The organism is Paracoccus aestuarii, from assembly GCF_028553885.1.
Taxonomy (GTDB): domain Bacteria; phylum Pseudomonadota; class Alphaproteobacteria; order Rhodobacterales; family Rhodobacteraceae; genus Paracoccus; species Paracoccus aestuarii.
In genome coordinates, this window is record NZ_CP067169.1 from 2387596 (window position 1) to 2400000 (window position 12405).

Annotated in this window: 9 protein-coding genes, 1 tRNA gene, 2 rRNA genes and 1 pseudogene (1 of these 13 only partly in view); 9 read left to right on the forward strand and 4 right to left on the reverse strand. The window is 65.7% G+C overall.

Annotated elements, in window-relative coordinates:
• The first annotated feature begins 136 nt into the window (after positions 1-136).
• From JHW48_RS12130 to JHW48_RS12170, 9 genes and pseudogenes are all read left to right on the forward strand, one after another.
• Complete coding sequence (locus tag JHW48_RS12130) at positions 137-571, forward strand: hypothetical protein (protein ID WP_119885818.1); 435 nt, start codon at positions 137-139, stop codon at positions 569-571.
• Positions 564-950, forward strand: coding sequence for a plasmid mobilization protein (locus JHW48_RS12135; RefSeq protein ID WP_119885817.1), 387 nt, complete (start codon positions 564-566; stop codon positions 948-950). The genes JHW48_RS12130 and JHW48_RS12135 overlap by 8 nt, the downstream gene beginning before the upstream one ends.
• Positions 904-2739: a relaxase/mobilization nuclease domain-containing protein gene (locus tag JHW48_RS12140; protein WP_119885816.1), complete on the forward strand. Its 1836-nt coding sequence runs from the start codon at positions 904-906 to the stop codon at positions 2737-2739. Before JHW48_RS12135 ends, JHW48_RS12140 begins: the two co-directional genes overlap by 47 nt.
• Positions 2740-2915: 176 nt before the next feature.
• The gene (locus JHW48_RS12145; protein ID WP_119885815.1) at positions 2916-4928 is read left to right on the forward strand and encodes a DUF927 domain-containing protein; all 2013 of its coding nucleotides are present in this window, start codon (positions 2916-2918) and stop codon (positions 4926-4928) included.
• A 106-nt stretch (positions 4929-5034) separates the two neighbouring features.
• Positions 5035-5406, forward strand: a complete 372-nt coding sequence (locus JHW48_RS18740; RefSeq protein ID WP_473093024.1) for a hypothetical protein — start codon at positions 5035-5037, stop codon at positions 5404-5406.
• Positions 5396-5908 carry a hypothetical protein gene (locus JHW48_RS12155; protein ID WP_272835605.1) on the forward strand — a complete coding sequence of 171 codons (513 nt, stop codon included), beginning with the start codon at positions 5396-5398 and terminating at the stop codon, positions 5906-5908. Before JHW48_RS18740 ends, JHW48_RS12155 begins: the two co-directional genes overlap by 11 nt.
• Before the next feature lie 243 nt (positions 5909-6151).
• A complete protein-coding gene (locus JHW48_RS12160; protein ID WP_147388073.1) occupies positions 6152-6694 on the forward strand; it encodes a group I intron-associated PD-(D/E)XK endonuclease in 543 nt (180 codons plus the stop codon).
• Between the two features lie 124 nt (positions 6695-6818).
• Positions 6819-9029, forward strand: coding sequence for an AAA family ATPase (locus JHW48_RS12165; protein ID WP_119885811.1), 2211 nt, complete (start codon positions 6819-6821; stop codon positions 9027-9029).
• Between the two features lie 549 nt (positions 9030-9578).
• Positions 9579-10613 (forward strand): annotated as a pseudogene (locus JHW48_RS12170) (recombinase family protein); the annotation flags it as partial.
• A 300-nt stretch (positions 10614-10913) separates the two neighbouring features.
• Here the strand turns inward: JHW48_RS12170 and JHW48_RS12175 are convergent.
• The 4 genes from JHW48_RS12175 to JHW48_RS12190 all read right to left on the reverse strand — a co-directional run.
• Positions 10914-11177, reverse strand: coding sequence for a hypothetical protein (locus JHW48_RS12175; RefSeq protein ID WP_240637797.1), 264 nt, complete (start codon positions 11175-11177; stop codon positions 10914-10916).
• A gap of 73 nt (positions 11178-11250) precedes the next feature.
• A tRNA-Met gene (locus JHW48_RS12180) sits at positions 11251-11327 on the reverse strand.
• Positions 11328-11386: 59 nt separating this feature from the next.
• Positions 11387-11501, reverse strand: a 5S ribosomal RNA gene (gene rrf / locus JHW48_RS12185).
• Positions 11502-11597: 96 nt separating this feature from the next.
• Positions 11598-12405: ribosomal RNA gene (locus JHW48_RS12190) — 23S ribosomal RNA — on the reverse strand; it runs 2028 nt beyond the window's last position.

Below are 12405 nucleotides of genomic sequence, written 5' to 3' on the forward strand. Positions count from 1 at the left end.
CCGTCTCCGATGACCCTGCGCCGGGCTTTCGCTTGGCCCGCACAGGTCATTGTGGACAAGCGAACGAATTCTTCCGACTTTTCAGGATCGGTGTATATTTTACCTGTCGCGATAGTCTCACAGGAGAAGAGCGACGATGTCGACCCCTACCCCGAAGATCAGCGCGGCGCAGCTCGAGGCGATGCGCCATGCGATGGAAACGCTGAAGCCGAAGCCCAAGGCCGATTACACCAGCCGCGAGGCAATCACCGCGATGGCGCAGGAGATCCGCCGCGCCCGCGCCGAGTTGGGCTACAGCCTCGAGGAGCTGGCCGAGATCCTGCAGCCCCACGGCCTCGCGATCCGGCCGAGCACGCTGCGGGGCTACCTGCGTAAGATCGAGAAGGAGGCCGATGATGCACAGGCGGCGACGGCCGCTCAGCCACCGCGCCGGGCGCGGACCAAGCGCAGCGCACCGGCTGCGGCTTCCACCCGGGGCAACTCCGGGAACATCGTGTGGGGGGACCTGCCGGACCTGACGGATGAAGGCCACGACATCCGCCCGCGCAGGGTGGAGCCGGGGCGTGGGTAAGGCGGGCGACGGCCTGCCCCGTTCCGCGACGCGCCAGCGCACCCGCATCATGCGGGCACGGGTCACGCCCGACGAGGAAAGCCGGATCCGGGCCGCGGCGCGCAGTCGCGGCCATCGCAGCGCGGCGGATTACATGCGGGAGCGCGCGCTCGAGGATACGCCTGGAACGCGCGTGCCGGCATCGGTGATCGGCGAGCTGGGGATCCTCGGCGCGATCATGACGGAGGCTTCGGCCCTGCTGCAGCACGTAGGGGAGGATGAGGAGTCGCTGCGCTGTAGCAAAGCGTCGCAGCGCATCGCCCGGCTGCAGCGTCTGCTGATGGAGGACGAGGATGCTGGCGAAGGTCATCGCGCCCCGGCGCCGCGCCGCGGGCGCTGAGTCCCGCTTCGCGAAGCGGATCGCTTATGTCTGCGGCAAGGCGAGCTCGATCATGCTCGGTAATCTGGCGGGCCTGTGGACGGATGCCGCGTTCCAGATGGTGGCCGTGGCTGGCATGAATCAGCGCCTGCGGCGGCGGTGCTACCATATGGTGCTGTCCTGGGGTGACGGAGAAAACCCCGGCGACAAGGCAGCGCTTGCCGCAGCATGGGGGGTGCTGCGCGAGATGGGATGGCTCCGGTATCAGTATGTGCTTGCTGTGCATCGCGACCGTCGTAACGTCCATGTCCATGTCGTGCTCAACCGCGTGGATCCGCTCACCGGCAAGACATGCTCGATCAGTCACGACTATGCGCGGCTGGAGCGGGCCTGCCGGGTGATCGAACGGAAGTTCGGCTGGCCGCCGGATCGCGGCCGCTTCCTGCCGCGGCTGGTGGACGGTGAACTGGTGCTGGTGCCCCGGCCGAAGGCCCACTGGGACGCCCGGCGTGTGGCCCGCGCCGAAGGTTTGCGCCCCGATCCGCGCGGGGTGCGGGGCGACGAACGTCGCAGCGGCGAGGCACCCCTGCGCGATCGCCTTTCTGCAGGCGTGATCAGGCAGGCACGCAGGGTGATCGCGAAGGCAGCCGGCTGGGCCGCGCTCCATGCCGGGCTGTTCGGCCTCGGTCTGCGCTATCTGCGCCATGGCCCCGGTGCCCGGATCGCGGAGGTGGCAGGCGGCGGCTGGATGCCGGCCTGTCATCTCGGATCCGCGTTCGGACTGCATCGGCTTTGTGCCCTGCTCGGCGCATTCCGGCCCGGACCACCGCAGGGCCCGGATGCGCCGAACGCGGCCGATCTCGCCATGGTGAACGCGCGGCGGCAGCACGCGACGGACCGCAGCCGTCGGCGCGGCCGGTATGCGGAATTGCGCCAAAGACAGAAGCACCAGGCGGCAGAACTTGGCGCCAAGCTGCGGGGCCTGGATCGCAAGGTCGCCGCAGCCTTCCGGCTGGTGCTTGCAAAGGACCAGCGCGCGGAACGACAGGCGTTTCGCGCGACGCCCCTGCCCCGGCTTGCGGATTACGGGCTGACGCCGCCTGCGGTTGATGCCCTCCCGCCGGGCGCACAGGAGCGTCGGCGTCATCGGCATCTGTGGCGCGAGGATAGCGTCAGGAAAGCCGGCGGACGAATCGCAGCCAGCGCGCTGGACCATACCCGGGCGCGGCAGCTCTGGCGGCAGGCGGCGGCGCGTGCGGTGGCGGCTGAACCCGAGGCGGACGCGACGCCCGCCATGCTTCGCGTTGGGCCGAAGCGCCGGCTTCTGCCGCGTCTTGATCCGCGCGGCTCGATCCTCGGCTATGATCTGCTGACGGAAGGGGTGAATGGCCTCGTTGCCCGCCCGATCTCCGGCCGGGATCTGGCGCTCAGCATGATCGGCCCGCGCGACGCGCCCCGTTGCATGGTGACGACCGACGCCGCCACGGCCGCGACCCTGTCGACCGAATACCCCGAGCTCCTGGTCATCGCCGCCGGGCCCAGCCTGACGGCCTGGACAGGCCAGCACCTCCAGACGGTGATCGGCCAGCGGCCCCTCCATGTTGTCTGCCCAAAAGAAGCGGAAGGCGACTTCGTTGCCCAGGTGATGGCGCTCCTGCCGCATGCGATCCTGCTGGAGTCCAGCGAGCACGCAGTTTCCGACCTGGCCGACAATCATGCCGTGGGGATAACCACCGTTCCGCCCCCTCTTCCTCCCGGTGATGATGCGGTGCAGCCCCCTGAGTCCGGCATGGACGGTCTGGAGCCCTAGGTCTCGACCTGGTTGTCCACATAAAACTGCGCAGCCGAGCCCGAAACAGGCAATCTTTCCCTGAAATGCAGAGCCGTCCGGCATAGAATACCCCCAGCACGGAAAGAATTCCGGTCCCTCTCCCCGAACAGCGTGATGATGCCCGGCCACCGGGCGTGGAAAGGAATGGCCTCAAGATGACGATCAACGACCCGGTCAAGGTTCTCCGCGAAAGGCGCCGGCAGCACGAGGCAGTGTGCTGCACGTCCGTGGCGAGCCTCCTGCCCGGTGCGGACAACCAGCAGGCAAGCGCCGCGTCCGGTATCCGGGCGGAGTTCTCCACCTCCCCCTGCCCGGTCCAACAGTCCAACGGTCCGACCGCTTCTGGCGCGGGCGAGGCCGTGACGCCGGCGGCATACCCTGCTCCGCCGGTCCATGGTCAGGCCGCCGCGGAGCATCCGGATCCTCGGGCGGGCGCCGATGGGGCCGCGCAGGGCGGCTCGCAGAACGCGCTTGGTGCCGCGCTGCGCCGGTTCTACGATGATCTCCACCGCACGTTGCCGGAGCCCTTCCTGCTCGACGAGGAGATCCCCTGCATCTGCGATGCCAAAGGCAACAGGCTCTGGGCGCCTATCCGGGTGGCGTCGCATGCCAGGCGCGCGGACGGCACCGGCTGGATGCTCGAGATCGAGTTCCTCGATGGTGACCTGCAGCTCCAGCGCCTGTCGGTCGCGCGGGCGGACCTCGAGTGCAAGCCGCGCCTGCTGCTGCCCTTGTTTGCCGATCGCGGCTTTCGCATCCATTCCTTTCCAGAGGACGTGCCCGTGTTTCTGCGGCTCTGGGATCACGTCCCGCGCAGCTGGCGGGCCGATCATCCCGGCTGGTTCGAGAGCCCTGCCGGCGCCTCCTGCTATCTGCGTCCCGACGGCACGCGCTTTGCGCCGGCGAGGGCCGCGGAAGAGGTGTTCCTTGCCGGCTCGCCGCGCTGCTCGGTCAGCCGGGCTGGCAGCTTCGACGGCTGGCGCGCCGAGGTCGCCGCCCGTGCGTTGGGCAACCCGGCGCTGGTCTTCGCGATTTCGGCATCACTTGCAGGACCGCTGCTCTGCCTTGCCGGAATCCAGACGGCGGGCTTCAACTTCTACGGCTCGGAAGCCAGCGGAAAGTCTCTGCTGCTGCACGTGGCGATGAGCTGCCTCGACCACCCGCACCGGGTCAATCCCTGGGCTGCAGCAACGACAGGGCTGCAGCGGCTCAGTGCTGAAGCCCAGGACGGTCTGCTGGCGCTTGACGGCTTCCCTTTGCAACCAGACGGGCGGCAGGCCAAGACGCTCCTCGCCCTCGGCAACGATGCTGGCGCCGGGCGGCCCCATTCTGATCGCGATCCCGATGGAGGACAGCGGTGGCGGCGGATGATCTTGTCGAGCTCCGAGATCCCGGTCAGCCACAGCCTGCAGCGCGGCAAGCAGGACGCCCCTGCCCCCTTGCTCCGGCGCATGATGGACCTCCCTGCAGAGGTTGGCACCTATGGGGTGATCGAAGAGCTCCACGGGGAGTCAGACGGTGCCAGCTTCGCCCGCGGCATGGAGCTCGCGCTGCACCGGCATCACGGCCACCTCCTTCCGGCATTCCTGGATCAGTTGGTCGCCAGCTTTGATATCCATACGGAATCGCTGCGGGCGAAGCTGCCGCAGTTCACCAGGCGGGTGCAGGACGACTGCCTGCGGGCGGCGGCGCTTTCGCCCGCTGCGGAGACTGCCGGTGCAGAGCGGTTTGCGCTGGTCGGCTACGCGGGCGAGCTGGCGATCGGCTTTGACCTTCTGCCCTGGAAGACCGGAACGGCGCAGGAGGCCGCCTTGCGCATGGCGTCACTGGCTCACCATGCCGCGCCGGCCTCGGGCTGGGACCAGACCCGCGCCCGTGCAGAGCTTCGCCGCTTCATCGCGCAGAAGAGCGAACAAATCATCGATCTCGAAGCCGAAGCCGCACCGGCGGGAGAGGCGGCGCCGGTCGGCTGGCAGGACCGCGATCATCTCTATCTGCGCGGCGATCCGATGCGCGACGAGCTTGCCGAACTCGATGAGATGCTCGCAGCCATCGACGATATTCTTGTTCCCGGAGGCGAAGCCCGGTCGCGGCAATATCGCATGCCGGCCGCGAAGGTGACGGAGAGGCCCCGCGTCTATCGCTTCGACAGATCTGCGCTCGAGTGAGGTCCGGGGGGTCCGAGGACATCCTCCTGCCGACCGACACCCGGTCGGCAGCATTGTTCCAAGACTCCAGATTCAGCGATTATCGGAATGATGACTTTCCGCGAGAATGCTCATCGACGAGCTTGAGGGCTTCGAACGCCTCGCCGGTAGAAGCAGGCACAGTCCTGAGACCCTACCTGCTGCCGGTCAGCTCCAGCCACTCGACCAGCGCCCGCCGGATCATCTCGGGTCTCGTGGGCAGATCCTTCTCAAGGCGTCGCCGATCATCAAGGGCCTCGATCAACTCGCGGGGAAGGCGAACCGTAAGCGCCTCAGTGTCTTTTTTGGGGGGAGCCATAACAAACTTTCGAATTATGATGTTGACATCGTAATTCTATACAGCCATGATGCAGTTGTCGAGATTGACCCTCGACGAGCCTGGCAGGGCATCTCACCTCCCCGCCAAGGCTCTAACCCTGCCAATCTGGATGGAGACTGACATGGCTGCTGCTAGCCTTACCACCCGTTCCGGCGCGGTGAAAGCGCCCTTCCACGCACTGAGCCCTTATGCCCGGCATTTCATCGTGCTGCTGAACGCGCTCGTTTATCACATCCATGCCCAGGGCGACCTCGACCGGACGGACCTCTCCGATGCGGGCTATGCGGATCGCCTTGAGAAGGCCGAGACTGAACGCGAGAAGCTTTACGACATCCTCCTGGACAATCTGCAGATGCGTGCCACCGAGCCGGATGCGCCCCTGCGCCGGATGAGCCTGCTGATCGCCACCCTGATCCGCGGAGAGCGTGCCTCTGCCTTTGCGCGCTATGCTGCACTGCGTGAAGATCTTGCGCCCTTCCTTCATGTCCATGGCGACGATCCCATCGCGGCGCGGCACCGGGACATGCTGGCGGCGGCCGACAAACGGATCTCGTTGATGGCCCGGCTGTCCTGCTATCGCACCCAAGGCGCCGCCTCCGTGCCCGAGCTGATCGCAGCCTGATCTCATCACATCCTGACCGCGCCGACTGACTGCTCCATTTTACCGGCTGGGCTGTGGGCTGACATGCCTTGCCCTCCACCTGTGGCGCAGTCGGTCGCGGCTTCCGGTCAGTTGCATATCGACAGGAGGGCATCCCATGGCCCATCTCCGCCACCACATCCCGACACGCGCGGGCAACATCCCGCATGCTGCACCCGATGCAGCCCCAGGCGCCTTTTGCGGATCGATCAGGGGAAGCACCCAGTGATCGTTCAGCTTCCCCTGCCCGGCCTCAACCATGGGCCCCAACGAGAGGCGACCGAGGCGGCAAGCCTCGCGAGCTATCCGGACGTCGACCCTCGTATCCTCTGCCTTCGGGCCAAGGCCCTAGGACATGCCGGTGAACTGCTGGTGCTCTCCAAGCTCACGCGGCTGGGCGAAACGGTTTTCCAGGCCGGCGACGGCCTGCCCTATGACGTGCTCATGCCGCGCCTCGAGATGACCGTGCGCGTCCAGGTGAAGACCACGACATCACCGCAGAACGGCTTCTATCGCTTCGAGATGCGGAAAGGGTATCGCAACAATCCGCAAGGCACTCGCCTCTATCGCCCGGAGGACTACGACATCGCCGCGCTGGTGATCCTGCCCCTGGATCTGGTCATCTTCACGGCGAGGAAGCTGGCCTCGCACCGGATCGCCCTGCACCAGATCGCAGCTTTTCAGGTCGCGCCCCGGCAAAGCCTGCATGCGGCATTTTCAGCGTTGGGCCTTTCCCATGAGGCCTGCGCCTTCACGCCGGCGCACTGACCCGCAGCATCGGGCCGCGTCTCTCATTTCCGTCCTTTTCCGTGCGGAGCACCGCCGTGCCGGCTGGTCTGCCGACCTGCCCGCCCGACACAGCGTCTTGCTTTGATCCCCTCCTCTCATTCCCATGCTGGAGATCACCATGATCGACACGACTTCCCCCACCCCCCAGGACATGGATTGGCGGGCCTATGCAGCCCGGATCCGCAATGCAGCCCTTGCCCTTCAGCTCGAGAAGATCCTGCCCCCCGGAAAGGACCAGAACGCAAATTCCGCCGCGCTCGATGGCGATGCACGCCACCCCGACCGCCCCGCTCCGGTTCTGTCACATCGACAGCAACTGATCACCCTGCAACTGGCTGCCACGCTGCAGGGCGGTGAGGCCCGCCTGGCCGAGGGCTTTTCGCAGGGGGCAATCACTGCGATTACGGGAGTGCCTTATGATCTCGTCCGCGACCTCGTGACGCTTCTGCCGGCAGCGATGCCAGCGGGCTGGATCACCGCCCGGCCCAAGTTGAGCCTTCAGAGACCAGGCGTTGTGTTCATCGTAGAGCCGGGCGTCTCGCAGTTTCACGCCGAGGAGGAACTGGAAAGCGAACTGACTGCGGCACTTCGCTGGCGCGCGCCCGTCGTCGTGATTCTCCCCGAGGGGGTGGAGCCCAACAGCGTTCTGGGCCCCGCGAAGGTGACGGCGTGGCCGTTCCATCCTGTGGATCGCGAGATCATCGTGGAGTTCTTCCGCCTGTCCTGGGCAGAGACGGACCCGGAGGCTCTTCGTGCTCTGCTGCCGCCGGATGATCGCCTGGCAGAGATGGCGCTGCTGCCTTTCGCCCTTGCCTTGCGCAGCGGCAGTGCGGAAGAGGGGGCAAGGCTTTTGGCGCAGGCCGACTGGCCGGACAGACCGTCCTTCCGGACATCATCAGACGGGACGCAAAGGACGAAGGCCTCCAGGACGGTCCCGGCAAACGGCTCTGGCATCCCCCTCGCCGAGCTCGCAGGCCTTGGGCTTGCGCGCGAGATCGCGCTTGGCATCACCGAGGATCTGCGGGCCTGGGCTGCAGGCGATCTGGACTGGAGCGACGTTCATCGTGGGCTGCTGATCGCAGGGCCGCCGGGCTGCGGGAAGACGGAGCTTGCGCGGGCTATGGCGCGCGAGGCGGGCATTCATCTCGAGGCCGGGAGCTATGCCGGATGGCAGGCCGCGGGCCATTTGGGAGACATGCTGAAGGCGATGCAGGCAAGCTTTCGCAACGCAGCGAAGAACGCCCCGAGTGTTCTGTTCATCGACGAGATCGACGCCTTCGGCAGCCGAGTCGGCGGGTCGTCCGATCGGATCCGCAGCTACGACACCAAAGTCATCAGCGGCCTGCTGGAACAGCTTGACGGCCTGGCTGGGCGCGAAGGCGTTACCGTGATCGGGGCATGCAACCATCCCGGCCAGATCGATCCGGCAATCCGCCGGGCCGGCCGCTTCGATGCGCTGGTCCAGATCGGGCTGCCGGACGCCCGCGATCTCGCGCGGATCTTACGCCAGCATCTCGGAGAGAATCTGCCGGGGGCAGACCTGCAGGCACTCAGCCAGCTCGCCCGTGGCCGCTCAGGCGCCGACTGCGCCGCAGCGGTTCGGGCGGCCCGGGCAAAGGCCCGGCGAGCCAGGCGCCCGATGACGCATCAGGACCTGATCTCCGCGCTCTCACCCGATCACCTGGAACTGCCGCCCGCCATGCGCCAGCGTGCGGCAATCCACGAGGCCGGCCATGCCATCGTCACCGCGGTGCTCAAGCTCGGTGCGGTGAAGGCCTTGCGGCTCGGTCCCGCCGGCGGGGAGACCCTGTCGGAATGGCGCCCTGGCGATCTGACCCCCGCTGAAGTTCACCGCCATTGCGTCGTCTATCTCAGCGGTCGGGCTGCGGAACTCTTGATGCTGGGCGATGCTGGTGGCGGCGCCGGTGGGCATCCCGACAGCGATCTGGCACGCGCCAGTCGGCTGCTGCTCGCCTGCGAGCTGAGCCTCGGGCTCGGAGAACAGGGGCATCTGTCGATCGGGGCGATGCCCGACCTTGGGCTGATCCCGACCCTGCCTGCCGCCACCCGCGCGGGCCTCCAGCGCCGTCTCGACCGCGCGTGCCACGACGCGCAGGAGATTCTCTGCCAGCATCACGAGTTGCTGGAAGAACTGGCCACGGATCTCGAAGCGCGGGGCTTCATCGGCGAGGATGAGCTCGCGGGGCGGCTGGCGCTGCTGAAGCCGCGGCCTGCTGCCGCGGCATTCACAGCCTCCGGCAGGATGAACCCGGCCGGAACGTTCCCTGGCGCGGACGGCAGTGGCAGCCCGTGAAGGGGCTTTGCCTCACACGAACCCTGCGCATCCTCGACGGGGATGCGCAATTCTATTTCACGAGGGTCTTTCGGCCCCGGCACCGGTCCTCGCCGTCGTCGAAGACCTTACCCATGGCCGCATGGCAGGTTCCGCGCATCAAAAGCCCCCAAACAGCTGAGTTGTCCACAATGAACCGCTCGCAAACCCCGTCTTGCACCGGAAGCAGGCCTGTTCAGCCGCTCACCGCTCATTGCGCCACGTATACTGATCCGAAGAGCAGCGGACCCATGTCCGATCACCGCAATATCGAGATCAGCCGCCGGAGCCCCCTCCGCGCGGACCGGAGAGGCACATCACGTGGCGAAGAGGCAGGGCGGCAGGACCGAAGGGCAGGATGCTGCGACCGCAGCGGCCGCACCCACGCGCTGTCATGCCAAGCCTTCCCCTGTGCCCGAGGATCGGCACGCCTATCTCGACTTCATCCGCGCACTTGCGCGCCAAGCCGCCCGGGCGGATCATGAGCGGGAGGGCCGCCTGAACTGACCGACACCACGAGGAGACCACGCCATGACCCAAGCTCTGCGCGCCGCGATCTATGCGCGCTTTTCCTCGGACCTCCAGCGCGACGCCTCGATCGAGGACCAGATCCGCTCCTGCCGCGATTATGCGGCCCGCCAGGGGCTGGAGGTCATCGAGGTTTATTCCGACCGCGCTGTCTCCGGTGCCAGCATGATGCGGTCCGGCCTGCAAAAGCTGCTGCGCGATGGCCAGGCGGGCGGTTTCGATGTGGTGATCGCCGAGGCGCTGGATCGGCTGTCGCGCAATCAGGCCGACATCGCCACCATCTATCAGCGGCTGCAGTTTCAGGACATCGCGATCGAGACCATCAGCGAGGGCCAGATCTCGGAGATGCATATCGGGCTCAAGGGCACGATGAACGCGCTGTTTCTGAAGGATCTGGCCACCAAGACCCATCGCGGCCTCAAGGGACGCGCGCTGGAAGGCAAGTCCGCCGGCGGGCTGACCTATGGCTACAAGGCGATCATCCGCTATGCCGAGAATGGCGAACCGATCCGCGGCGATCGCGAGATCGACACGGGCCAGGCCAAGGTGGTCCGGCGGATCTTCGAGGATTACGCCAGGGGCCTGTCCCCCAAGAAGATCGCCGAGCAGTTGAACCGCGAGAAGATCCCCGGACCGCGGGACGGCTATTGGGGCAGCTCGACGATCCATGGCAACCGCGAACGCGGAACCGGCATCCTGAACAACGAGCTCTATATCGGCCGCCAGGTCTGGAACCGGCTCAAATATGTCAAGGATCCGAGCACCGGCAAGCGCATCTCCCGGCTCAATCCGGAATCGGACTGGGTCATCACCGAGGTCCCGGAACTGCGCATTCTCAACGACGAACTCTGGGAGGCTGCACGCAACCGCCAAGGTGCACTGAAGTCCAAGAACACCAACGTGCCGGTCTGGGACCGGCGCCGGCCCAGATTCCTGTTTTCCGGGTTGATGCGTTGCGGCTGCTGCGGCTCGGGCTTCTCCAAGGTCAACAAGGATTCCTTCGGCTGCTCGGCGGCGCGCAAGAAGGGCCCGGCGGTCTGCACGAACATGGCGGTGATCCGTCGCGAAGATCTGGATGGTGTGGTGCTGAACGCCCTCGAACATCACCTGATGGACCCGGAGGTGGTGCAGATCTTCTGCGAGGAATACGCGGCGGAGCGCAACCGGCTGCAGGCCCAGGCCAATGCCGGTCGCTCGGGATTGGAAAAGGAGCTGCGTCAGGTCACGGGCGACCACAAGAAGCTGGTCGACGCCATCATCGCCGGTGTTCCGGCCGAGCAGGTCAAGGACCGGATGATCGAGCTGGACGCGCGCCGCAAGGACCTGGAGCGACAGCTGTCATCCTCCCCTGCCCCGGACCCGGTCCGGTTTCATCCCAGCATGGCGAAGACCTATCGCGACCGCGTCGGCCAGCTGATCCGCGGCCTCTCCGACGCCGAGGGCCAAGAGGAAGCAAAGGAAGCGCTCCGGGCGCTGGTCGAAAAGATCGTGCTGACCCCAGGGCCCGATGGCGAGGGCCTGGCGATCGACCTGCATGGCGCCCTGGCGAGCCTGTTGCGCCTGGCCATCGGCCAACCGCTTGCCCGGGCCGGCATATCGCATGCACGGTCCGGAAACGACAAAAAATCCGCCGCAGCGGATTCTCATAGCACTGATATCATTGAAGAAATAGTTTTGGTTGCGGGGGTAGGATTTGAACCTACGACCTTCAGGTTATGAGCCTGACGAGCTACCGGGCTGCTCTACCCCGCGCCAATTTTGTCCTGATCGGGTGTTTTGATCGTTTCAGAGAGATATGCGTTTCTTTCCAGGTCTGGCGGTGACCTACTCTCCCACGTCTTGAGACGCAGTACCATCGGCGCAGCGGCACTTAACGGCCGAGTTCGGGATGGGATCGGGTGTTTTGCTCGCGCTAGGGCCACCAGACCAGGAAAGAAACGCTCAGCGTCGGATCCCTTGCGGGATCTGATATTGTCCAAGGATGCTTTGGAGGAAGCGGGGGTAATCCTGCTTCTTCCGGATCAAATCAAGCCTATCGAGCCATTAGTACCGGTCAACTGAATGCATTGCTGCACTTACATCTCCGGCCTATCGACGTGGTGGTCTTCCACGGCTCTCAAGGGAGACCTTGTTTTGAGGGGGGCTTCACGCTTAGATGCCTTCAGCGTTTATCCTGTCCGTTCATAGCTACCCTGCACTGCCGTTGGCACGACAACAGGTCCACCAGTGGAACGTTCACCCCGGTCCTCTCGTACTAGGGGCAACTCCTCTCAAGTCTCCAACACCCACGGCAGATAGGGACCGAACTGTCTCACGACGTTCTAAACCCAGCTCACGTACCTCTTTAAACGGCGAACAGCCGTACCCTTGGGACCTGCTCCAGCCCCAGGATGAGATGAGCCGACATCGAGGTGCCAAACGATGCCGTCGATATGGACTCTTGGGCATCATCAGCCTGTTATCCCCAGCGTACCTTTTATCCGTTGAGCGATGGCCCTTCCACTCGGGACCACCGGATCACTATGGCCGTCTTTCGACTCTGCTCGACTTGTCAGTCTTGCAGTCAGGCTGGCTTCTGCCATTGCACTCAACGAGCGATTTCCGACCGCTCTGAGCCAACCTTCGCGCGCCTCCGTTACTGTTTGGGAGGCGACCGCCCCAGTCAAACTACCCACCACGCAGGGTCCCGGACCCGGATAACGGGCCGCGGTTAGACATCAAGAGTGCGAAGGGCGGTATCTCAAGGGTGGCTCCACGGGAACTGGCGTCCCCGCTTCAAAGCCTACCGCCTATCCTGCACATCGCAATCCTGATGCCAGTGCGAAGTTGT

Excerpts from the sequence above, each read along its gene's own strand:
- JHW48_RS12140 (WP_119885816.1), top strand. The coding sequence starts at position 904 with ATGCTGGCGAAGGTCATCGCGCCCCGGCGCCGCGCCGCGGGCGCTGAG.
- JHW48_RS18740 (WP_473093024.1), top strand. The coding sequence starts at position 5,035 with ATGCTCATCGACGAGCTTGAGGGCTTCGAACGCCTCGCCGGTAGAAGC.
- JHW48_RS12130 (WP_119885818.1), top strand. The coding sequence starts at position 137 with ATGTCGACCCCTACCCCGAAGATCAGCGCGGCGCAGCTCGAGGCGATG.
- JHW48_RS12175 (WP_240637797.1), bottom strand. The coding sequence starts at position 11,177 with ATGCGATATGCCGGCCCGGGCAAGCGGTTGGCCGATGGCCAGGCGCAA.
- JHW48_RS12165 (WP_119885811.1), top strand. The coding sequence starts at position 6,819 with ATGCTGGAGATCACCATGATCGACACGACTTCCCCCACCCCCCAGGAC.
- JHW48_RS12155 (WP_272835605.1), top strand. The coding sequence starts at position 5,396 with ATGGAGACTGACATGGCTGCTGCTAGCCTTACCACCCGTTCCGGCGCG.
- JHW48_RS12145 (WP_119885815.1), top strand. The coding sequence starts at position 2,916 with ATGACGATCAACGACCCGGTCAAGGTTCTCCGCGAAAGGCGCCGGCAG.